Genomic DNA, 21,130 nt, shown 5'->3' with positions numbered 1-21,130 from the left:
AGGAGATACACCATGGCACCACGACCATCCGAAGAATTCAAACGCGACGCAGTGCGGATCGCACTGACCAGCGGGCTGACCCGCCGACAGGTGTCCTCCGATCTTGGGGTTGGTATGTCCACCCTGTGCAAGTGGATCAGAACCTATCGTGACGCGGACGTTGTTTCGAAAGAGGATCAGGAACTGGCCAATGAGAACGAGCGCCTTCGCCGGGAAAACCGCCTTCTACGTGAGGAGAGGGAGCTGCTAAAAAAAGCAACAATCTTCTTTGCGGACCAAAGCAAATGAGGTTTTCATTTGTTGAAAAGCACCGCAATAGCATTCCCACAGAGCGACTTTGCCGGATTGTGGATGTCACCCCACGTGGCTACCGAGCCTGGCGCAAACGCCCTGCCTGCCAGCGTCAACGTGGGGATATGGTTCTGTTGGCCCACATCCGGGAGCAGCACCGCCTGAGTTTGCAGAGCTACGGCCGACCGAGAATGGTCGAAGAACTGAAAGAGCTTGGTCTGGATATTGGTCACCGCCGTGTCGGCCGATTGATGCGCCAGAACGGCATATCTGTTGTCAGAACCCGTAAGTACAAGGCCACAACGGACAGCAATCACAAGTTCAACATCACGCCAAACCTGCTGAACCGGAACTTCTCAGCAGATCGACCCAATCAAAAATGGGTTGTTGATATCAGCTACATCTGGACCCGCGAGGGCTGGCTCTATCTGGCCGTGGTTCTGGACCTGTACTCCAGGCGCGTGGTCGGTTGGGCTGTCAGCAACCGGATGAAGCGCGATCTGGCCATACGGGCGCTGAACATGGCCATAACCCTGCGCAGGCCGCCCAAAGGATGCATCCATCATTCTGATAGGGGCAGCCAATATTGCTCGCAGGATTACCAGAAAATCCTGCGCCGGTATGGCTTCAAGGTATCCATGAGCGGCAAGGGTAATTGCTATGATAACGCCGCAATGGAAACCTTCTTCAAAACCATCAAAGCGGAATTGATCTGGCGGCACTCTTGGCAAACCCGCAGGGCTGCTGAGATCGCCATCTTCGAGTACATTAATGGGTTCTATAATCCCCGCCGGAGACACTCGGCATTAGGCTGGAAAAGTCCCTTGGCTTTTGAAAAGATCGCCGCCTAAATGAGCACAAGGGGCGGAACGAAAGCGGGACAGGTCCATATCGTTACAGCCCGCTCTTGAGCGATGAGAACGAAGAGATTGCCGATCTGCTGGTTGGGCTGACGGCCGCACGGAAGACTTGGGGGTTTGGGCTATGTTTCCTGCATCTACGTAACGTGCAAGGTCATTCGTGGAACCACAAAAGGGTTTACCGGATTTACTGCGAACTGGAACTGAACTTGCGGATCAAACCTCGGAAACGGTTAAAGCGGGACAAACCCGATGCGCTGGCAGTGCCGGACGCCCCGAACATGACCTGGTCGATGGACTTCATGGCGGATCGCCTCGGGGATGGTCGGGCGTTTCGGCTCTTGAACGTGCTGGATGATTTTAACCGCGAGGGTTTGGGCATCGAGGTCGATTTTTCTTTGCCAGCCGAACGGGTTATTCGCAGCCTTAATCGGATCATTGAATGGCGTGGGAAACCAGGAACCATTCGGGTCGATAATGGGCCGGAGTACATCAGTGGTAAGCTGCTGGAATGGGCTGAGAAACAAGGTATTATCATCCAGTACATTCAACCCGGAAAGCCGCAGCAGAACGCTTACATCGAGCGCTATAATCGCACCGTCAGGCATGAATGGTTGGACCAACATATCATCGAAAACATAGAGGAGGCACAGGACTTTGCCACACAATGGCTATGGACTTACAATAATGACCGCCCGAATATGGGCCTCGGCGGCATCACACCCGCAATGAAACTGAAAATGGCCGCGTAAATTCTACGACCGCCCCCTGTTAAAAATGGGGGATTACCCGACAAGTCTGTAATACCGTTGTTGGCATGTTTGTTCCCAAACCGCGCGAAATTGATAACTGGAAAAGAACAATCGCGGGCGGAACCATACCATCAGGTGGTCAGGCGTCGAGGGATAGGCCATGCTAACGCGTTTCAAACTTATATGGCATTTGGCTTATCAGAAGACGTTATTCCTTATGCTACGATTCAGATGATTTTTGATAGCTTGGATGATGAAGAAGCATTGAGTCTTGCTTTAGAAAATTTTGCGGCAAAGAAAGACGCTCACGGTCATCCAATGATTGGCGAGCTGTTCTCCGAAATTCAATATCGAATGATTGAACCGAACGCTGTTAAACCAACTCAACAGTTGTTGAACGCGCTCTTTTCGATTGGCGAGACTGTGAGCCGCATGAGGGCAAAGAGAGGGTTCGCCCTACTGGGTCCATCTCAAGTACTCTACCTGCTCATCGCGGAAATCCTAAAGACCTATTCAAGTGGCGAGGCTGCGGCCCCCTTGATTGAAGCGTTGAAAGTGAAACGCAGAGTCTCATATGGGATTGAAACCTTTTGCGATTATGGCAGGCTGCTCGGTGAGATAGGTGCATCTGAGGAACGCATGGACAGTCCGTTAGGCAAAGCCGATTGGGAGAGATTTCGAGATGCAATCAAGCCGCTGTTTGACGAGGATTTGGCGTCAGAGGTGTATCTTAAGTACCCGAAAACATGGATGACTATTCGTGCTTACGCCTACTTTTACGGAAAGGTTCGGTGCAAAAAATGGATCATTAAGTCAGCAAATTCTAACACACATTTTTATTGGGCACAGTCACCGCCTTGCTGACCGAAACGACAGGCTCCGATGGAGCATACTTTAGTATCAAGGAGGCTCCAGACGTCGACATCTATGACCTTGAAGCTTTACTGCCAGTCGCCCAATCGGCATTGAGTGCATCAAAATTTCAAGGTGAGGACTTAGAGCGATTAAAAGCATTCATCGATGGCACGGTCTTTTGGCTGCGAACGACAAAAGCCAAGTAAGCTAACCTAGTCTTGGCGCTACCCATCCAAGCGAAACATTCACTGTCCCAGACGGCAAAAAAATATAGCAAGAGTTACTCCCGCCCGAATGCCAACAAAGGCACCCGGACGGGAATGTTGATCTGTATTCTGTGAAAGGCCCCTTCGTACTGGATGATTACGGCTCTTTTTGGGGGGCCACAAAGTCAGGGATCTGAGAAAACCCATTACAGCAGTACCGCTACTGGCAACTTCACCTGATCCACGATCTCACGTTTCTGGCTGTCGCTGATCCCGGCAGAGTAAAGCCCATAGGTGAGTTTGTTCTCTGATCGCGCTGACTGGTGTCCCACAAGACTTGCAGTAAAGTGTTCCGGGACGCCGGTCCGCTCACACTGGGTGATGAACCACTTCCGGGTCGAGTGAAACACCAATCCTGGACGGCTCAGATCAAGTTTCCGCCGCAAGCTCGTGAACCGTTTGGTGACCCTGTCAACACTGAGGTCGGGGAACAGGGGTCCTTCGCAGGGCAGAGTTTGAAGGATTGGCAGCCATTGGTCGTGAAGTGGTACTTCGCGCTCAGCGGCCTTGGATTTCAATCCTCTGATCCCGTTTGGTCGGACCCTGACAAAGATACCGTGATTGTCCCTTGTCACGAGGTCTTCAGCTAGGATCCCACAGGCCTCCCCTGAGCGCAGACCTGATAGCAAGCAGAGCAAAAGTATGGGCGTGAGGTCAGGATCATTTGCCGTTAGCAGTGTCGTCACCTCAGGATCAGAGAGGACAGCATAACTTTGCACCGATACTTTGCCTGATACTTTCAGAGCACTGAAGCAATGCCCGCCGGTGTGACCTTCACTCGTCGCCCAATCCAGGAATTGGCAGACTTGTTTCCAGATCCGCTTCTGGGTCTGTGTTGAGATCGTTTTCCCTGTCCCTTTGGAGAGTGCTACAAGCCGTTTCAGACTTTTCCCCTTGGCCGCAATGGATTTGGCAACGTCAGGGGAGAGTTTGGCGATCAGTCCGAGAAACGTCTGACCATCCGTTCTGCTGAGGTCGCTGATCTTCCTGTGACCTAAGTATGAAACCAGAAGGCCAAGGCTGAACCGTACCGACTTGAAGGCCCCTGGACTAAGATCGTCAAATCGAGTGGGTAAATAAACCTGCGCCAGATCTCTGACCGAAACCTGGCCTAGAACAGTGGCGCGCTGGAACTTTGTAGTTGGCCCCGTGACTACAACGCGATGATCGATCGGCTGTCCGTTTGCTGAGTTGACCTGTGTTTCAGCCTCATGGACGACCTTGGCGTAGCTGGCATTGACCTCGACAACGCGAGCCTTGGCTACTCTTGCGTCTCCGGTCTTCAGGGTCCGCTTCAGTGCCTGCCCAAGATAGGGCTGAAGGTGTTTGGGGTAGTTTCGCCGGTACAGCCATGTTTGCTGCTTCAGATAGGCATATTTGATTGTAGCAGGCATAAGTCCTCCTTCTGGGGCATTCGCCCCAGTTTTGCTTGTGATTGAGATTTTTTGATTGGGAACAGCAGGATACTTGGTTAGGGAAGATCCCTGCCGTTCCCCACCTGCTAGTCTTGGATAACCCTTAGGATCATCGAAAAGTCAGGCTCGCCATATTCGCCAGCCAGTGGTCCCGACAGGGAATAACCGCCTACGCAGTCGTCAAAGACCTCCGAGATTTCGAATGAGTGCTCAGGGATATCGTCAAAGGCAGTTATGACGACTTTCTGGCCAGGAGAGAGGTCTGGCCCTCCGTGTATTGCCTTTGCCATATCTATTTCCTCCCCAGGAGGAAGTCGGGCAGAAGAACCCCAAGCGTAAAGCTGAGGGGCAGGGGGTAGGCAAAGGGCTTGAGCCAGTCAGGTAGCCCTGCCAGTACGATCAAGGCACCAGCGAGAGCCTGTGGGACTGACAGACCAACGTTGAAACGCCGCTCCAGTCCCCAGTTTACGGCTAGCCGGGTACCACACCCAACTGCCAAAAGTAGCGAGAAGGTTGTAAACATCTATACATCTCCAGGATGAGTTACTTTTGTATAGATGCTTGGTGTTTCTCAGTTTTCCTGGATGGTTTCAGTCTTTCGAAAAGCAGGCATTGAAGCGACGTGAGGTGAGCGGATGGACTAACTATGCTGCTGCCGCAGAAACTAGTCACGAAGGGCGGAATGTGTTGAAAACTCCAAATTCAGCAGTCATAAAATTTCCGACAGAAGTGTACCTGAGGCCAAAGTCAGATTAGGGATTTCGGCTCTGTAGTGAAGGTTTTGCTTTCAAACATTGCTGGCCGCTGGTTGTCTGGAGCCAACGGTCGGTCGAGGTTCCATTTAGAGAATGCTGCGCATTTGCCTGAAATAGGCAACGCGCAGAAATATGGCTTTGCAGAATGAATCGAGCGGCCCAGTCCGGCCGTTCTTGTCCTCCTCTGCTTTTGATTGGTTGGAGCCCACTTGCCTAATCTTCTGTAACGCAGGGAATGTCTAATTTGGCAGTCGTGGATCAAAAGGGCCGCATGTGAACTTGGGTGTTGAAGCTCAGTCCATGTGGAAGACTTCGCGCATTTCCGCCCACCATTCTCCCTGGTTGCGAATTTCCAGTGGTACTTGCATTGGACCACACACTTTCCACCAGTCCTGTGTGATCGGATCGTTGGCAATAGCTGCGTTGTCGGTGTCAAAATCATCCCCAGTGTATTCAAAGTACCCAAACATCAGGCATTCTGGTTCTTTGAGGTAGATCGAATAATTTGTGAAATGCGAGGCCTTCAGGCGCGCCAACACGCCGGGCCAGACGTTTGCGTGTAGTTTTACATATTCATCCAGGTCTTCCGGCCTCAGGCCGATCACACTGCCCATACGCTGCGCAGGCCGTATCGGATTTTGCGGTAGGATAGCGCCCTTATGCCCGACCACACGGCGGGCCAAATCATGTGCCAGGGCGAGAGCGGTTCGTTCGGGCTTGCCCGACGCAATCGCGGCCAGGTAGGCGCCGTTAAAACTGTCTCCCGCACCGGTGGTGTCGATGACCGTTTCTGCGGCTTTGTAACTGGAAGTCTCAGCGGAGTGCGGAATCTGAATAGGACCATCCTGGCCACATTTGAGAGCACCCGTTTTGGGCCCTGTTGCGAGGATCCGGTCGAGGATGGCCCTGCGCTCAGCATCACCGAACAGGGCGGTTTCGTCTTCGTGCGTGGGTAGGGCGATATCGGTGATTTTCCAAAATCGGGCGATTTCGCGGCTAGCGATTTCTGGTGTTTCCCAGAGGTTGGGCCGATAGTTGCTGTCAAAGGCAACTTTTAAGCCGGATGCACGCTGCTCAGCCAAGGCGCGCCAAAGCCTGTCACGCGCGTCTTGGCTGAGGATCGCGAGGGTTATGCCTGACAGATAAACCAAATCGGCCGATTTGATCGATTTAAGATGAGGCGAGGCATCGGTAGAAAACATCTGGCGCGCCGCAGAACTGTCGCGCCAATAATGAAAGCTCCGCTCTCCGTGAATGTCGTTCTGGATGGCATATATGCCGATCTGCCGCGCTGGGTCACGCGTGACGTAATTGGTGCCCAGTCCTTCGCGCCTCATTAAGTTCAGTGCACCTTCTGACAAGGCGTCATGGCCAATTGCGCAGACGTATTGGACGTCTATGTCATGGCCTTTGGCTTCGCGGGCACAGTAGATCGCGGTGTTGAGTGTGTCACCTGCAAAGCCAACGCCGAAAGTTTCTCCGTAATGAGAAATTTCAGCCAAGGGCTCGCCGATGCAAGCGATGCGAAGGGTCATTATTTGATCTCCAAACCGTAGAACTGAGCAGCCGTTCCGCCATAAACACGGGCACGGTCGGCTTTGGTTAAGCCATTGAACAATTGATCAGACGCGCGCCGCCATTTGCCGTAATCGCCAACAAGATTGATCACCGGCCAGTCGCTGCCCCACATCACCCTTTTGGGGCCGAACTGCGCGATGACATGATCAATCACGTGCTGAAGGCCGTCAACGCTCCAACTTGGTCCGACCTCAGTTGCAAGACCTGAAATCTTACAGAAAACATTCGGGAAACGCGCTAGGTTTGCCATGCCTGTGCGCCAGTTTTCACTGGCATCCGCGCCGTTTGCGATGATGGGTTTGGCGCAATGGTCAATCACGATGGGCAGGTCGGTTAAGGCTTCTGCAACCCGTGCTAAAACCTCCAGGTGACGCGGCAGGATCAAGGCATCCATCCGCAATCCGCGAGCCGCCACTTCGGCAAGATTGGCAAGTACATTTGGCCGCAATATCCAATTGGTGTCGTCAATGTTTTGCAACATTGGCCGGACCCCCTTGAAGGCCGCATTTTGCGCGAACTTATCCAAAAACGTGGGCGCGGCGGCATCGTCAAGATCGACCCAGCCAACGACCCCCTTGGCGAAGTTGTTTTGGGTGGCAATATCAAGCAGGAATTCCGTTTCTGCGATACTATCCGTTGCCTGCACAAGCACGGTCTGCGACACACCCGATGCCTTAAGCAATTCGATCAGGTCTTGCGGACCGAAGTCTCGAAAAATTGAGGCGACGCTTTCATCCGGCCAGGGATAATCCCCACGCGCCAATGACCAGAAATGTTGGTGGCTATCGATCATCATAGTGTTGCCCTCAGGTTATCAAATTCTCGCGCCGTAAGTCCGCCCAAAGGTCTGTGGGCAGCGGCATTTCAAACTGGGTGACATTGCGCAAAAGAGAACTGGATTTGGACGTGCCAATCAGGGTGGACGCCACATGCGGGCTTTGTGCTGGATATTGCAAAGCCGCTGCTGCCATGGGCACGTTGTGGCGGGCACAAACTGATTCGATCTGGGTCGTTCTGTCCAGAATGGATTGCGGGGCAGGGGCGTAGTTGTAATGTGCACCCGCCACCGGACCTGTCGCCAGTATGCCAGAATTGAACACACCGCCGATTACCAGTTTTACGCCGTGTTGTTCCAATAAGGGGAACAATCGTACTTCAGCTGTTTGTTCCAATAAGGTGTAGCGGCCAGCAAGCAAGATCAGGTCAATCTCCATCTGCCCCAGCAAGCCTTCGCATATTTCGACGGTGTTCACACCGAGCCCTACAGATGAAATGACGCCTTGAGATTTCAGATCGCTGAGCGCGCGGTGGCCGCCATCCAACAACTGCGCGCGGTGGTGCGGGGTGTCAGTGCCAGCGCCTGGGTCACCGATGTCATGGACATAGAGAATGTCGATCCGGTTCAGCCCAAGTCGCTGAAAACTGTCGTCGACAGACCGCATGATCCCATCATAGCTGAAATCGAATTCTTGCTTAAAGGGCAGGGCACTGTGAAGCCCATTCGCTATATTTGGTGGGTTCAGATCTGGCGTAAGGATACGGCCTACCTTGGTAGAAATCACCCAACCGCTTTTGTCCCGCAAGAAATCACCTAAACGCCGCTCGGACACGCCATGGCCGTAATGGGGCGCTGTGTCGAAATAGCGAATGCCCGCGTTCCATGCTGTGGTCAGCACATCATGTGCCTCTTGAGAATTCACGGGTTTGAATAGGCCCGCTACGCTGGCGCAGCCAAAGGAAAGTTTGTGATCCGGTAATAACATCATGTCTCGCTTATGTCGCAGTTTGGCAGCCAGGTTCGGCCTGTGTCGGATTTTTATAGGTGAGGACAAATTCGGTGTGCCCCAGGTCTTCTGACGCTGTCATCTCGCCGGTTCCGAGCGCTACGAGCTTGTTGTAGATTTCATCCCCGACCTCGGACAGAGTCGCGTCGCCGGTTAGAATACGACCAGCGTTGACATCCATGTCTTCGGACATGCGCGCATATGTGTCCGGATTGGCGCAGACTTTAAGCACCGGAGAGATTGCCGATCCCACAACCGACCCGCGCCCTGTGACAAAGATCACCGCATGGGCGCCGCAGGAAATCAGCTCGATGATTTCGGCTGTGTCGTTGATATTGGGAAAACCGAACTTCGGCGCACCGTCAGGAACAACATCAAGCAAATATAGCCCGCCGGTGGTAGCCCGTTCAGCTGGACGCAAGATGCCACAGATTTCGCTGTCGCCTGACTTGGCATAGGCGCCCAGAGATTTTTCTTCGATAGTCGACAGACCTCCGGTCGCGTTGCCTTGCGAAAAAGACCCGTACCCCATCGCGGCATAATATTGTTCGGCTTTCTTGACTGTAGCGATCAGTTCATTCCTCAGCGCTGGCGTGGACGCCCGGGCGGCCATGACATGTTCACATCCGATCAGTTCTCCGGTTTCTTCGAAGATGCAGGTGGCCCCTTCGGTCACCAAACGATCAAACGCACGTCCCGCTGCTGGGTTGCCCGTCAGACCAGAGGTGGCGTCCGAACCACCACAGATGGTGCCGATGACCAACTCTGATGGCTCCATCGGAACGCGCGGGATCTGGGCGAGCGCAGCCAGGGTATCACGCACCCAGGCCCGGCCTGCGTCAACAGCACTGCGCGTGCCGCCGGTTTGCTGAATGGTGATTAGATTGACAGTTCGACCCGAGGCTTCAATTGCGCGTACCAGATCAGCCTTGCGAAAATTCTCGCAGCCCAAGGACACCAACTGGACCGCACCCACATTGGGGTGTGTGCAAAGAGCCTCCATCATGTCTTGCCCGTAGGGGCTTGGAAAGCAACCCGAAAATCCGATGACTTGCACGTCGGTTTCAGGAAACTCACGCGCAATTTTCTTGGAAACGTGATGCGCACACTCCACCAAATATGCGACGAGCACTGTGTTGCGAATGCCTTTGCGTCCGTCATTTCGCAACCAGCCTGTCATTAGTGCACTCATGTCTGGCCCGCCTCCATGTCTTCAATTACTGTATATTGGCTTTTAATATTGTGTAGATGCACATGATCGCCAGGCACGATCTCGCATGTGGCTGTTCCGATTGGTGCGCCGTATTTGAGAATCTCTGTCCCTTTGCCAATCGGGCCAATCGCCAACTTGTGCCCCATTGGGAGGTCACAAGGGAGTATTAGCTCTGTTTCCTGCAGTTTTGCCGATGCGCCTTTCTTACCGTCCTGCGCAAGGACTGCAATATTGTCCTTAGGGTGCAAATGTAGCAGCCGGACAAAATTCAGTTCTTCTATTGGCATGTTAGTTTTCCCCAATTTGCTAATGTATACTTTGCAAAAAAAACAGTTGACGGCAAGTAAAATGTTTTTTATCGATAATAAACATAACAACATCGTACTGCAGCCATATGCGCTGGGGGGAAAGCATGACAAACACGAGACAAGCCCAACCGGTGCTAGAAGCACAGGGCATATCAAAGCACTACGGAGGCGTCGTCGCATTGGATGACGTCAATCTGACACTCTATGAGGGCGAAGTGCTTGCTGTCGTAGGGGACAATGGTGCCGGAAAGTCGACGCTGATCAAGGCGCTGACGGGTGCGATTCCGCGCACGTCCGGAGTGATCCGGTTCGACGGGCAGGAGTTGCAAATCGATAGCCCTTCTGATGCGAAAGCCGCCGGCATTGAGACGGTCTACCAGGATCTTGCGCTGGTGAACGAAATCTCGATCACAAAGAACGTGTATTTGGGTCGCGAGATCGTGCGGTCCGACTGGCTCGGCCGAGTTTTTGGCGTCCTCGACTTTAAGAAGATGGATGCAGAAATTCGCGATCTTTTTGCCAAGCTGGATGTGCGCATTGCCGACATCTACCGTGACGCGCAAGCGTTTTCGGGGGGGCAGCGACAGGCTGTAGCCCTGTCCAAAACTGTCCTGTTTGGCAAACGTATCGCCATTCTGGATGAGCCGACTGCAGCCCTCGGGGTGCGCGAAAGCAAAATGGCGATGGACCTTGTCCGGTCGCTCAAAGACCACGGGCTTTCGGTCATTATGATCACTCACAATATGGAGCATGTCTTGAATTACTGCGACCGCGTGATGGTGTTGCGCCTTGGCCGGTTGGTGGCCGAGCGCGATGTGAAAGATGTGGATGGCGACACGCTTGTGGGCCTGATCACCGGCGCCGCCGCTGCGGAGGTCAAAGCATGAGCCAGGTTCAAAACAGCTCGACGTCCGTGTCCAGCCCCGGCAGCGCAGCAAGCAGCTTTGATCTGCTCAAGCACAGCTTTATGCAGATTTGGCAGGTGGTTGCTGCACTGGCCATTATCTACACTTTCTTCTTTGTCATGTCGCCGCCGTTTCGCAGCTTAGACACGTTGCTGTCAATCTTCGGCCAGGCCTCTATTCTCGCCATTCTGGCATGCGGGACAACGATTGTTCTGATCTCTGGTGGGCTTGATCTGTCGGTAGGATCTATCTTTGCGGTGGTGGGCGTCGCGGTCGGTATATTCTTGGCAGAATGGGGCTTGAGCCCAGTTGCAGCCGTCGGTTTGGGGCTGTTGATTGGCGCGGGGCTAGGCGCGCTGAATGGTGCCATTCAGGTTGTCACCAAGGTGCCTGCGTTTATCGTCACTTTGGGCGGCTTGACGGCCTACAAGGGCGTTGCAGAAATTCTGGCCAGCGGCCGTGATTTGTCGCGCTTTCCAGACGCCTTCAGGTTTTTGGGGACTGGCAATGTCACACCGGTGATCATCATGTTTGGCGCGGCAATTCTGACCGGATTGTTCCTGACCAAAACACGTTTGGGCAGCCGTGCCTTTGCCATTGGTGGCAACGAAGAAGTTGCCCGCTTGTCGGGCGTTCCCATCGCGAAAAGCCGGATTTATTATTACATGCTTGGCGGTCTTTTGGCAGGTCTCGCTGCCGTCATCGAAGTGTCAAAGCTGAACTTCGCCATGCCCGCACGCGGTCAAAGCTATGAGCTTTATGCCATCGCTGCGGTTGTTATCGGCGGCACCAGCCTGTTCGGCGGACGGGGCGGCGTCGGTAAGACGCTTTTGGGCATGCTCATCATGCAAACCATCATTGTCGGTCTGTCATATATGGGCATCGGCACTTCATACCAGCGCATCGCAATCGGGGCGATTATCATCATGGCTGTCTACTGGGATGTCTGGCGACGATCGGCACGGTGATCTTTCACTGCGCAATAACAGGCTCAAAACGGGCCAATTCTTAAACTGGGAGGACTAAATGACTATTAAACTTAAAACCGCCGCAACGGCCGCCGCTCTGGTGCTTGGCATGAGCAGTGCTGCCATCGCCGCAGATCTGCGTATCGCATACACGGGCTATTCGACAGACAACACGTTCTGGATCGGCGTTGCGAACGCTGCCAGTGAAGAGGCAGAACGCCAAGGTGTTGAATTCATCGATATGACCGCGTCGTCCCCTGACGCCGCCGCCCAAAAAGATGCCGTTGATCGCGCCATCGACATGGGCGTTGACGGTATCATCATCGGCTCAGTCGACAACCGCGCGTTCGACTCATCGCTCGACAATGCAGCGACAGCTGGCATCCCTGTTGTGGCCGTGGACACGGGTATCGACCATTCACATGTCGCGAGCCTGGTGCAGACTGACAACCTTGCGGCTGCTAGTATTGCAGGCGACTACATTGTCGGCGAGCTTGGCGGCGAAGGCACGGTTCTGATCCTTGGCGGTTCCGCTGGGCACCAAACAGGCAATGCACGTCGTGATGGCGTTTTGATCGCTGCTGAAGCCGCTGGTCACGAAGTCATCTTCCAGATCTGTGATTGGCAAGATGCCTGTGCGTTTGAGACGACCACAAACTTCTTGCAGTCTAACCCAGACATCAAAGCCATCTTCTCGGCTTGGGATCCGGGTGCGCTTGCTGCTGTGTCCGCAGCTGATGCGCTTGGCAAACTTGATGATCTCGTGATTGTCGGTTTCGATGGCAACCCTGCAAATTTGGTCGCAATCTCAGAAGGTGAACAGTCCGCGACAATCAAGCAGGACAACACCCAAATGGGCGTTCAGTCGGTCCAAAACCTTCTTAACCTCATCAAAGGCGAAGAAGCGCCCGCTCTGGTGCCAATCGCCGGTATTTTGATCACAGCCGATAACGTCGCTGAGTTCCAATAACACAACATCTGACAGGCGGGCACACGCCTGCCTGTCAAACCTCAAACATGAAAGCCCAATAATGCAATCTCTCGTCATCGACAAAATCGGACATTCTGAATTCCGCGAAGGTGATCTCGCGCCCACTCTTGGAGCTGGTGATGTGCTGCTGGATGTCCATTACGTCGGACTGTGTGGCAGCGATCTGAACACATACAACGGGCTTAATCCTTTGGTTCAATTGCCCCGTATTCCGGGTCATGAGATCGGAGGGGCAATTGCTGCGCGCGGTCCAGGCGTTTCTGAGGATTTAGCCATCGGAAAACGAGCTATTGTCATTCCTTATACGACCTGCGGCACCTGCGCGTCCTGCAGAAAAGGGCGGGTCAATGCCTGCCAATTCAACAAAACACTGGGTGTGCAACAAGACGGTGGCTTATGCAGCCAAATCGTACTTAAGGCGGACCGTTTGATCCTGAACGACACCTTGCCGCCGAACTATTTGGCACTGGTTGAACCCCTTTCGGTGGGTTTCCATGCTGTGGCGCGGGGGCGGGTGTCTGCCGAAGATACGGTGCTCGTTTTGGGCGGTGGTATGATCGGCGTCGGTGCCATTTTGGGCGCACAGGCCATGGGTGCGCGCACGATCGTCAGTGAAGTTTCCCCCAGCAAAAGCGAGACGCTTAAAGGCCTCGGCGTAGAGGCCATCATCAATCCCAACGACGAGGATATCGCGGCACGGCTGGACGACCTCACGGGAGGCGCTGGCCCGGACGTCGTTATCGAGGCGGTTGGGTTGCCTGCCACGTTCCGCTCTGCCATCGACCTTGCTCCATTTTCCGGCCGCGTGGTCTATGTGGGCTACGCCAAGGCCGAGGTCAGCTATGACACGACGCTGTTCAACCTCAAGGAATTGGACATCTGTGGATCGCGCAACGCGACACGCGCGGATTTTGAGGCTGTGATCGACTATCTCCAAGGGCAACCGCAGGTCGCGGACAAGCTGATCTCCAAAGTTTTTCCATGGTCTAACGCCGATCAGGCACTGGACTATTGGAACGCCCACCGCAACGAGACTTTTAAGATTATGATCGATATGGGAGCCAATTCATGAGCCTGAGCGACATTTACGGACTTGAAGGCAAGCGGGCCTTGGTCACTGGCGGAGGCACTGGCTTGGGCCGCGCTATCGCATCTTGCCTTGCGCAGAGCGGCGCCAATGTCGCGATCGCGGGACGTCGCGAAAACGTGTTGAAAGCGGCTGCCGAGGAAATCGGGCACGGCTGCGAGATTGCGCCCTGCGACTTGACCCAAATGGACGCCATTGCCGCCTTTGAGGCTGACTTGGGACCCGTTGATATCCTTGTGAACAACGCTGGAAATACCCTTAAAAAACCATTTGAAGACCAGACGATGGCTGATTTTGATCAGGTCTTCGACGTTCATGTACGTGGTGCGCTTGAGTTGAGCCGACACGTAATCCGTCGGATGCTGGCCGAAGAGCGGGGCGGCACAGTGCAATTCCTTTCGTCGATGACGGCTTATATCGGTCAACCTATGGTCTCTGGCTATACAATTTCGAAAACAGCGATCAACGGAGTAGTGCGGGGGCTTTCGGCTGAATTTGCTGCGCGTGGTATTCGCGTAAACGGCGTGGCCCCGGGTTGGATTGACACTGATATCTACCGTAATGCGACCAAAGGTGATCCTGCCCGGCAACAAAAAATCATGAGCCGAATTCCTATGGGCCATCTTGGGCAACCTGAGGATATCGGCTGGTGCTGCGCCTTCTTGGCCTCGCCAGCAGCACGCTATATCAACGGACAGGTCGTGCTAGTAGACGGCGGAGGTGCGACAGGGTTTTAGATGCAGCCAAGCGTCGATCGGCAAAGACGCCTTGGATTGGTTGACGGGTCATGACACTTTTAGAAATTCGGGTCGAATGCAAACCTAAGACTTGCTACTACGGACGCCGAAACACCGTTACGTGAATTTCGATCAGAACAACCAGTGGGAGCTTTAGAAGATGTCTCGAACTAGCAGCACCTACAACCAAGGCTATAATCGTGCTTTGGACCTGGTCTGTGAAACTGAGCTTGGGGGCGACTTACCAACTGAAACTGCGTTGTCACGTAGATGGGATGTTAGCCGGACCACTGTGCGGGGCATTCTGAACGGTTTGCAGGCGGCAAATATCATCCGATGGACCGGTCGTTCCAAAACGGTTCTGCGTAAACCTAAGGCTAATGAATATTTCCCTGAAGAAGAAACGGCTTCTAACGTTGAACGGCTGTCATCACTCTTTATGGAATACATTTTTGCAGGTGAACTGGTACCTGGTGAAGCAATTATTGAGAGCGAATTGGCCAAGCACTTTGAAGTCAACTCGACTGTTGTTCGCGAATTCCTGATACGATTTTCGCGCTTTGGTTTGATCGAAAAGAAGCCTAATCGGCATTGGATTTTGAATGGATTTACCCGTGACTTCGCGGAAGAGCTATTTACGGTTCGAGAGATGTTTGAACATCAGGCATTCTTACAGTTTTTGGGTGCAGGACCAGATGAACACCACAAGGCAATCTGCCTGAAACCCGAACACACTCTGCTGTTACAAAATATGGAGCGGGACTTTTTACAATTTCCGCGTCTCGATGAAAAATTCCATCGTATTTGGATCGACGGATTTGGAAACAGGTTCGTGCGCGATTTTTTTGAGTTGGTTTCTCTGGTTTTTCACTACCATTACCGTTGGAACAAGATCGACGAGATGGAGCGCAACCACGACGCGGCAGAGCAGCACTTGAAAATCATCGCAGCTCTTGAAACAGGCGATCTCGATAAGACTGAGGCTGCCTTTCGTGAACACCTTACTCATGCGAAAGAGACACTTTTTGCATCCGTTTCGTGGGATGTAAAAAAACAAACAAGCGGGTCAGCGTAAATCACTTAGGTCAGATAGGCCTGTGTTGGTTTGCCTCTGTAAGAGATAGTTCGCGCCTAGTGGCATTGGCGCGAAAAGTATCAAAGGCCGATATCTGCAATAAGCCCCAAAGGAACCCCCTCTGTTTTGGCGTAATCTGACCTGTCATTTGTTGCGCGAGGCTGGCGATTTGCCCGCGCAATGACAGGGGATTTGATGTGAGAAATGACTGCTTTGCGACAAGCCCACGGGAAATCTCCTCCCGTTCAATGAGGCTCAAGGTCCATCGCTACCGCGTGCGATCAGGGGCCGGATCCCACCCGTTCGCGCCAAATGAGGGAAAATCGAAGACGACGCACGATTGAAGTGACGTCCAATCGAACTCATTGACTCACCGCGTTGCCAGCGATCCCACATCTCGGACTTCTGTTTGTCCGTATAAAACGTCCGTGTGCGATACTTCATTCAATACACTCCATCTTTCTTAAAAGATTAGAGTGTTGCGACGACCCATTGAAACCACAGCTGGAACCTGCCGTTAGACGCGTTTTCCGCAAAGGTCTGCATTGGGCAGAAAGTACCAGTCGGATCGATCAGAGCAAAGATCGGGGCCTTCGTACTTTGCTCATTGCATATGATCACGACTAATGACTGCTTTTCACCGCTAGATAGGCGTCACAACCCATACGGGTCCCATATATGAGGTGGGGTTAGGGGTAACCTTATTCATTAAGCATACTTCTTCTTGTATTATGAATATTTAGTAATATTATTAATAGCTTACTGATATCTCCCCTGGTTTATTAGGGGTGCTCAATACTGACTTCTGGGGTCAGGTCGACATGCTCTTTGAATACCCGGATCATGACCTCCTGAGCCTCAATATCGTTCTCCCCAGGCACAAGCACAGCATCATGAACGGGGAGCGCTGGTATGTTCTTGTCTTTCAGAGCCAAAAGAACAGAAACAAGGATGTCTGATTCCTGCCGCATAAGCAGCATGCCAACCCCTGCAAAAAATCGATGAACGATAAGTGGATGCCTATTGCTGACTGCCTCAAGTATTTCAGTCAGTGATATCCTCTTTGGGATGGTTTTCTTGGCTCGCTTGGGCATGCGTCCCAGAGGTTTACTGGCGTTAATAGCCGCCTGAATGACCTTCTTGACGCCAGGACGACAGCTTGTCGGGATACCAAATTCAGACAGGTCGTAGAGGTCGCCTTCTGGAGGCGTTGTCCCCTCAAGTCCATAAAGCAGCATGAGACCCATCTGGCCGTAGTCGAGCTCTGCAACGTATTCCTCGCCCAGCATAATGTTTTCAAGACGTTCAGAGTGTTTCAAAAGTTGCCAGAATCCGCCATACAGCCTGCCTCCCTGCGCAAAGTCAGAGTTGTTAAATATGCGCTTCAGACGACGATTATGAGAGTTGATGTCCAGGAGGGAGCAGGAGACGTCTGTCTTTTCCAGTCAAGTGTTGATGACCTGCACCTGCTCTCTGAGGGTAGGGGTCTCTTCTGTGTCCGCATAGTCGACCAGTTTTCCGGGTTTATCGTCCCGTTGTTTAGGCTCTCTCAGCAGAATGACTTCTTCATCAGGTGTTCGTCCGATGTCAGCAAAGGTGATGCATGAGCCTTCAATCAGGCGCAAAAGCCTAGATCCCGAGCCAAGAACTGTCTGTTTTCCGCTGACGGCAACGTTCAAAGCCTGATCTTTGATCGTGAACTTACGTTCTCCCGCTGTCAAAGTGATGAAAGACATCTCTTCGGCAGACATTACCTTCAGGATATCAGAAAGGGTCTTGCCAAGCGCCACATCTTTGTAGCGGGATTTCGATCGCAGGATCTGGTGGCTTTGGGTGACATGAACTTGCCCACCAAGAACTTCCAACTGGCGGTGAACCAAATCACACACAACAGCTTCAACTGTGGCTTCGTAGGTGGCTTGAGCAGCAGCATTCCGTCTTCGTTTGCGCTTCTTATAGTAGGCTTCATACCCTTCCATGAATCGCAGAACGTCCTGGACCAGCGCCGTCATGGCAGTGGAGGCACAGCAACGATGTGGGTTGAAAGGGCGGGCAGGAATATCGTCAGTCGTTGGATCCGACTTGAGCGGGGCTGCTCCTGAATTCCCGGAGGGTGTCATAGGCCATTCTCTAGGTTGGATTTGTCCATCCAGTCGCGCAACACGTCAATTTTGAACCCAGCTCCGTACCGTGCAGCGACCTCTTTGTTGCTGTGACCAAGGATCACTTTGCTGATTTCTTCAGGACAACTGGTGTTTCTCAGGTCGTCCTTCTTCCTGTGCCGTAGGCTGTGCAACGCCTTCTTGGGGTCAGAGATGACTTTCCTGAAGCGTTTCATCATCGTTGCTGAGGCTGCAGTATTTCCTTTGTCGCGACCATACCGATCAAAAATTGGTGCCTCCTCCAGCTTGTTCTCTCTATGCTCCTGTAACGCTTCGACCAATCGGTCAGATATAGGCAGCCGTCGCTCGCTGCTTACTGTCTTCAACCCTAGGCGGTCTCCGGCAGTATTCCCGGCGCCTTTGATCTGCAATTTGTGGAAAGGGTTGCTAACCGACAGGCCACGCTCGTCGATTGTGTGGTTCACCACTGCTCTGATGACATTGACGTAGCGGGTCACGCTGTTGGGGGAGGCCCGTTTTAGCAAGAAGTCTCTGTACTTGAGGGCATCCAAACGCCGCAGGTATGTGAGGGGAGGGCTTCATCAGCTTTAGTGTCCCAAAAGGGTCCAATACCCCTTGGTTTCTTTGCCTATATAGCAAAATCAAGGGAAATTGGCTCCGGCGGTAGGGATCGAACCTACGACCAATTGATTAACAGTCAACTGCTCTACCGCTGAGCTACGCCGGAACGGTGGGTGTGATATAGCGTCGGGATTCTTGACCGTCCAGAGAAGAAATGAGAATTTCCAAAATTATTTTGTGCCGCCTACTTGGCAGGCCGGAAGGTGGCATCGACGGTTAGTTTTCCGATCGGCTCCACCAGTGATTTCCCCATCAGATCAATCAGATGCGCCAGAATATTACGCTCTGCTGCGGCCAGTAACGACGCTGGGGTTGTTGTGTAGATTTTTTCGGCGAGGTCGCGGGCGGTGGCGGGGCTTTTTGCCAGTTCGGCCAGCACCGCCTGTTCTCGGGCGGTGCGGTGGGCAATCAACCAGTCAAGTCGCGCTGCCGGGTCAGTGACCGGGGCGCCGTGGCCGGGGTGGAATACCCGCCACGGCCTGGCGCGCAGGCGGTGGCAGGAGGCCATGAACTGGCTCAGGTCCCCATCTGGCGGCGACACCAGCGAACTGGCCCAGCCCATGACGTGATCGGCGGTGAAACAGGCGTCTTGCCAGGCCAGTGCAATGTGATTGCCCAAATGGCCGGGGGTATGGATAACCTCGAGCGACCAGCCGTCGCCGGTGATCAGGGCGCCGTCCTCGACAATAATGTCCGGGCGGAAGGCAGTGTCTATGCCTTCGCCTCCGCCCACCAGGCCAGCCGCGTCCAGCTCTGACATTATCGGGCTGCGGCCGGCGGTGGCATCGCCAAAGGCATAGATCGGCGCACCGCAGCTTTGACGCAGCGCCGCCGCCAAGGGCGAGTGGTCGAGGTGGCTGTGAGTGACAATGATATGAGAAATATGCTGGCCAGGACCAACCGCCGCCAGAATTGCCGCCAGATGCGCAGGCATGGCCGGGCCCGGATCAATCACCGCCAGCGCGGTTTCCCCAAGCAAATAGGTATTGGTGCCGCGATAGGTCATCGGGGAGGGGTTCGCCGCCAGGATGCGCCGCAAAGCGGGCTCCAGTTCAATGGCTACTCCGGCGACCGGGTTGAAATCATCAGGAGCCTGCATCATTGTGCCTCGATCTTTTGTAATCCATCTAAACGCCTGCCGGTGTCTGTGTGTCACAGTCCTTTCAGGGCTCTATAGGCTTATCCCATGTTGTTCCCCTGGCTCAAACGTTATCTGCCGCGCAGCCTGTACGGGCGGGCCGCTTTGATCATGATGTTGCCCATCGTGGTGCTTCAACTGGTGGTTTTCAATGCGTTCATTCAACGGCATTTGCAGGAAGTCACAACGCAGATGACCGGGACGGTCCTGCAGGAAATGGAAATGATTGTAGCGTTTGGCTCGGCCAGTCCAACCCAGGAGGCGATGCTGGAGGCAACAGCCCCCTTGCTGGCCCCGCTGAGAATGGAGCTGCGCTTTCTGGAGGCTTCGGAACTGCCGCCGCAGGACGAGCTGGCATGGAATGAGTTTTCGGGACGGGTGGTAAGGGATGCTCTGCGCGACAGTTCCGCACCGATCCTGGCGGTCCAGTTTTCGCAAGACAAACAGGTCAGGTTGATTTTTTCAAACAGATTGGGGCCGTTGGAAATTAGCTTCAAACGACGGCGACTGACGGTATCGTCACCGCACCAGTTGATTGTTACAATGTTGTTTTTCAGCATATTCATGTCGGTCATCAGCTTTCTGTACATGCGCAACCAGCTGCGGCCAATCAAGCGGCTGGCCGACGCGGCGCAGGCTTTTGGCCGGGGGCGAAATGTAACCTACAAGCCGACAGGCGCCACCGAGGTGCGGATCGCCGGGAGCGCATTTCTGGATATGAGGGCCCGTATCGAACGTCAGATCGAGCAACGGACGCTGATGTTGTCTGGGGTCAGTCATGATCTGCGGACCCCGTTGACCCGGATGAAGCTGGGGTTGGCGATGCTGGAGGAAGAGGAGGCCCGACCGCTTATGCAGGATGTTGATGAAATGCGGCAACTGCTGGATGCCTTTCTTGATTTTTCACATGGGGTTTCAACCAGCAAGCCAGAAGACACTGATCCGCAGGATTTGGTCAGTTCGATTGTAGAAAACTGGCGCCGCGAGGGGCAGGACGTGATGCTGGGCGAGTTGAGCAGCAACGGCACTGTCATGCTGCGCCCCGGGGCAATGCGCCGGGCGATAGACAACCTGATATCAAACGCAGTGCGATACGGCAGCCGGGCGCGTGTATCGGTGGCGCTGACGGAGCGGTCGTTGCGTATTCGCGTCGAGGATGACGGCCCGGGCATTGCTCAGGACCAGTTCAGCGAGGCGATGCGGCCCTTTACCCGGTTGGACCCGGCGCGCAATCAGGATCTGGGGTCTGGTGTTGGTTTGGGGCTGGCCATTGTGGCCGATATCGCCCGGGCTCATGGCGGCGCCCTGCGCCTGGGCGCAAGTCAGGATCTGGGCGGATTGCAGGCAGATATCGTTATTGGCAGGTAAATTACTCCGGCCCTCAACTGGGCGAATTGACGCTGAGAAT

At 53.8% G+C, this 21,130-nt stretch carries 20 protein-coding genes, 1 tRNA gene and 2 pseudogenes; 10 read left to right on the top strand and 13 right to left on the bottom strand.

Annotated elements, in window-relative coordinates; all coding sequences use genetic code 11:
* Window positions 1–12 precede the first annotated feature (12 nt).
* The 3 genes and pseudogenes from QPJ95_RS22445 to QPJ95_RS22435 all read left to right on the top strand — a co-directional run bounded on the left by QPJ95_RS22445 (window position 13) and on the right by QPJ95_RS22435 (window position 2,767).
* A protein-coding gene (locus QPJ95_RS22445; protein WP_390922490.1) for an IS3 family transposase occupies window positions 13–1,142 on the top strand; the annotation gives its coding sequence in 2 pieces (ribosomal slippage) (window positions 13–256 and window positions 256–1,142; 1,131 coding nt in all).
* Window positions 1,143–1,180: 38 nt separating this feature from the next.
* Window positions 1,181–1,903, top strand: a pseudogene (locus QPJ95_RS22440) (IS3 family transposase); the annotation flags it as partial.
* Between the two features lie 183 nt (window positions 1,904–2,086).
* Window positions 2,087–2,767: a hypothetical protein gene (locus tag QPJ95_RS22435; protein WP_270921027.1), complete on the top strand. Its 681-nt coding sequence runs from the start codon at window positions 2,087–2,089 to the stop codon at window positions 2,765–2,767.
* 403 nt (window positions 2,768–3,170) lie between these two features.
* On the opposite strand, the gene QPJ95_RS22430 is transcribed toward QPJ95_RS22435, so the two are convergent.
* The 7 genes from QPJ95_RS22430 to QPJ95_RS22400 all read right to left on the bottom strand — a co-directional run bounded on the left by QPJ95_RS22430 (window position 3,171) and on the right by QPJ95_RS22400 (window position 10,056).
* Window positions 3,171–4,418, bottom strand: coding sequence for a tyrosine-type recombinase/integrase (locus QPJ95_RS22430; protein WP_270921028.1), 1,248 nt, complete (start codon window positions 4,416–4,418; stop codon window positions 3,171–3,173).
* A gap of 107 nt (window positions 4,419–4,525) precedes the next feature.
* Entirely contained in the window at window positions 4,526–4,729 is a 204-nt protein-coding gene (locus QPJ95_RS22425) for a hypothetical protein (RefSeq protein ID WP_270921029.1), read from the bottom strand.
* A gap of 758 nt (window positions 4,730–5,487) precedes the next feature.
* Window positions 5,488–6,729, bottom strand: coding sequence for a PfkB family carbohydrate kinase (locus QPJ95_RS22420; RefSeq protein ID WP_270921030.1), 1,242 nt, complete (start codon window positions 6,727–6,729; stop codon window positions 5,488–5,490).
* The gene (locus QPJ95_RS22415; protein ID WP_270921031.1) at window positions 6,729–7,568 is read right to left on the bottom strand and encodes an amidohydrolase family protein; all 840 of its coding nucleotides are present in this window, start codon (window positions 7,566–7,568) and stop codon (window positions 6,729–6,731) included. Before QPJ95_RS22415 ends, QPJ95_RS22420 begins: the two co-directional genes overlap by 1 nt.
* A 10-nt stretch (window positions 7,569–7,578) precedes the next feature.
* Complete coding sequence (locus QPJ95_RS22410; protein ID WP_270921041.1) at window positions 7,579–8,535, bottom strand: aldo/keto reductase; 957 nt, start codon at window positions 8,533–8,535, stop codon at window positions 7,579–7,581.
* A gap of 10 nt (window positions 8,536–8,545) precedes the next feature.
* Window positions 8,546–9,748, bottom strand: a complete 1,203-nt coding sequence (locus QPJ95_RS22405) for a UxaA family hydrolase (RefSeq protein ID WP_270921032.1) — start codon at window positions 9,746–9,748, stop codon at window positions 8,546–8,548.
* Window positions 9,745–10,056 carry a UxaA family hydrolase gene (locus QPJ95_RS22400; protein ID WP_270921033.1) on the bottom strand — a complete coding sequence of 104 codons (312 nt, stop codon included), beginning with the start codon at window positions 10,054–10,056 and terminating at the stop codon, window positions 9,745–9,747. Before QPJ95_RS22400 ends, QPJ95_RS22405 begins: the two co-directional genes overlap by 4 nt.
* A gap of 125 nt (window positions 10,057–10,181) precedes the next feature.
* On the opposite strand from QPJ95_RS22400, the gene QPJ95_RS22395 reads away from it, so the two are divergent.
* The 6 genes from QPJ95_RS22395 (at window position 10,182) to QPJ95_RS22370 (ending at window position 15,840) form a co-directional block, all read left to right on the top strand.
* Window positions 10,182–10,964 carry an ATP-binding cassette domain-containing protein gene (locus QPJ95_RS22395; RefSeq protein ID WP_270921034.1) on the top strand — a complete coding sequence of 261 codons (783 nt, stop codon included), beginning with the start codon at window positions 10,182–10,184 and terminating at the stop codon, window positions 10,962–10,964.
* The gene (locus QPJ95_RS22390; RefSeq protein WP_270921035.1) at window positions 10,961–11,950 is read left to right on the top strand and encodes an ABC transporter permease; all 990 of its coding nucleotides are present in this window, start codon (window positions 10,961–10,963) and stop codon (window positions 11,948–11,950) included. The genes QPJ95_RS22395 and QPJ95_RS22390 overlap by 4 nt, the downstream gene beginning before the upstream one ends.
* 109 nt (window positions 11,951–12,059) lie before the next feature.
* Entirely contained in the window at window positions 12,060–12,920 is an 861-nt protein-coding gene (locus tag QPJ95_RS22385; protein WP_286018219.1) for a sugar ABC transporter substrate-binding protein, read from the top strand.
* Between the two features lie 61 nt (window positions 12,921–12,981).
* The gene (locus tag QPJ95_RS22380; protein WP_270921037.1) at window positions 12,982–14,013 is read left to right on the top strand and encodes a zinc-binding alcohol dehydrogenase family protein; all 1,032 of its coding nucleotides are present in this window, start codon (window positions 12,982–12,984) and stop codon (window positions 14,011–14,013) included.
* 62 nt (window positions 14,014–14,075) lie between these two features.
* Window positions 14,076–14,765 (top strand): SDR family NAD(P)-dependent oxidoreductase, encoded by a 690-nt coding sequence (locus QPJ95_RS22375; RefSeq protein ID WP_286018218.1) that lies wholly within the window; start codon window positions 14,076–14,078, stop codon window positions 14,763–14,765.
* A 160-nt stretch (window positions 14,766–14,925) separates the two neighbouring features.
* Entirely contained in the window at window positions 14,926–15,840 is a 915-nt protein-coding gene (locus tag QPJ95_RS22370) for a GntR family transcriptional regulator (RefSeq protein ID WP_270921039.1), read from the top strand.
* Window positions 15,841–16,042: 202 nt separating this feature from the next.
* On the opposite strand, the pseudogene QPJ95_RS24510 reads toward QPJ95_RS22370, so the two are convergent.
* From QPJ95_RS24510 to QPJ95_RS22345, 6 genes and pseudogenes are all read right to left on the bottom strand, one after another.
* Window positions 16,043–16,284, bottom strand: a pseudogene (locus QPJ95_RS24510) (IS30 family transposase); the annotation flags it as partial.
* Window positions 16,285–16,622: 338 nt separating this feature from the next.
* Window positions 16,623–17,159 (bottom strand): hypothetical protein, encoded by a 537-nt coding sequence (locus QPJ95_RS22365; RefSeq protein WP_270921040.1) that lies wholly within the window; start codon window positions 17,157–17,159, stop codon window positions 16,623–16,625.
* Between the two features lie 126 nt (window positions 17,160–17,285).
* Window positions 17,286–17,960: a hypothetical protein gene (locus QPJ95_RS22360; protein ID WP_286018217.1), complete on the bottom strand. Its 675-nt coding sequence runs from the start codon at window positions 17,958–17,960 to the stop codon at window positions 17,286–17,288.
* Window positions 17,957–18,487: a site-specific integrase gene (locus QPJ95_RS22355; protein ID WP_286018216.1), complete on the bottom strand. Its 531-nt coding sequence runs from the start codon at window positions 18,485–18,487 to the stop codon at window positions 17,957–17,959. Before QPJ95_RS22355 ends, QPJ95_RS22360 begins: the two co-directional genes overlap by 4 nt.
* A gap of 128 nt (window positions 18,488–18,615) precedes the next feature.
* Window positions 18,616–18,690: transfer RNA gene (locus tag QPJ95_RS22350), tRNA-Asn, on the bottom strand.
* Window positions 18,691–18,768: 78 nt separating this feature from the next.
* On the bottom strand, window positions 18,769–19,683 hold the full coding sequence (locus tag QPJ95_RS22345; protein ID WP_270920140.1) for an MBL fold metallo-hydrolase: 915 nt from the start codon (window positions 19,681–19,683) through the stop codon (window positions 18,769–18,771).
* 87 nt (window positions 19,684–19,770) lie between these two features.
* Between QPJ95_RS22345 and QPJ95_RS22340 the strand changes: the two genes are divergently transcribed.
* On the top strand, window positions 19,771–21,090 hold the full coding sequence (locus tag QPJ95_RS22340) for an ATP-binding protein (protein ID WP_270920075.1): 1,320 nt from the start codon (window positions 19,771–19,773) through the stop codon (window positions 21,088–21,090).
* Window positions 21,091–21,130 lie beyond the last annotated feature (40 nt).

The organism is Parasedimentitalea psychrophila, from assembly GCF_030285785.1.
GTDB lineage: Bacteria > Pseudomonadota > Alphaproteobacteria > Rhodobacterales > Rhodobacteraceae > Parasedimentitalea > Parasedimentitalea psychrophila.
Note: the sequence above shows the minus strand (reverse complement) of the source record. Positions and strands in the feature narration are given on the sequence as shown.

Excerpts from the sequence above, each read along its gene's own strand:
- QPJ95_RS22435 (WP_270921027.1), top strand. The coding sequence starts at position 2,087 with ATGGCATTTGGCTTATCAGAAGACGTTATTCCTTATGCTACGATTCAG.
- QPJ95_RS22360 (WP_286018217.1), bottom strand. The coding sequence starts at position 17,960 with ATGACACCCTCCGGGAATTCAGGAGCAGCCCCGCTCAAGTCGGATCCA.
- QPJ95_RS22390 (WP_270921035.1), top strand. The coding sequence starts at position 10,961 with ATGAGCCAGGTTCAAAACAGCTCGACGTCCGTGTCCAGCCCCGGCAGC.
- QPJ95_RS22340 (WP_270920075.1), top strand. The coding sequence starts at position 19,771 with ATGTTGTTCCCCTGGCTCAAACGTTATCTGCCGCGCAGCCTGTACGGG.
- QPJ95_RS22380 (WP_270921037.1), top strand. The coding sequence starts at position 12,982 with ATGCAATCTCTCGTCATCGACAAAATCGGACATTCTGAATTCCGCGAA.
- QPJ95_RS22345 (WP_270920140.1), bottom strand. The coding sequence starts at position 19,683 with ATGCAGGCTCCTGATGATTTCAACCCGGTCGCCGGAGTAGCCATTGAA.
- QPJ95_RS22425 (WP_270921029.1), bottom strand. The coding sequence starts at position 4,729 with ATGGCAAAGGCAATACACGGAGGGCCAGACCTCTCTCCTGGCCAGAAA.
- QPJ95_RS22370 (WP_270921039.1), top strand. The coding sequence starts at position 14,926 with ATGTCTCGAACTAGCAGCACCTACAACCAAGGCTATAATCGTGCTTTG.
- QPJ95_RS22430 (WP_270921028.1), bottom strand. The coding sequence starts at position 4,418 with ATGCCTGCTACAATCAAATATGCCTATCTGAAGCAGCAAACATGGCTG.
- QPJ95_RS22395 (WP_270921034.1), top strand. The coding sequence starts at position 10,182 with ATGACAAACACGAGACAAGCCCAACCGGTGCTAGAAGCACAGGGCATA.
- QPJ95_RS22410 (WP_270921041.1), bottom strand. The coding sequence starts at position 8,535 with ATGTTATTACCGGATCACAAACTTTCCTTTGGCTGCGCCAGCGTAGCG.
- QPJ95_RS22415 (WP_270921031.1), bottom strand. The coding sequence starts at position 7,568 with ATGATGATCGATAGCCACCAACATTTCTGGTCATTGGCGCGTGGGGAT.
- QPJ95_RS22400 (WP_270921033.1), bottom strand. The coding sequence starts at position 10,056 with ATGCCAATAGAAGAACTGAATTTTGTCCGGCTGCTACATTTGCACCCT.
- QPJ95_RS22385 (WP_286018219.1), top strand. The coding sequence starts at position 12,060 with ATGAGCAGTGCTGCCATCGCCGCAGATCTGCGTATCGCATACACGGGC.
- QPJ95_RS22405 (WP_270921032.1), bottom strand. The coding sequence starts at position 9,748 with ATGAGTGCACTAATGACAGGCTGGTTGCGAAATGACGGACGCAAAGGC.
- QPJ95_RS22420 (WP_270921030.1), bottom strand. The coding sequence starts at position 6,729 with ATGACCCTTCGCATCGCTTGCATCGGCGAGCCCTTGGCTGAAATTTCT.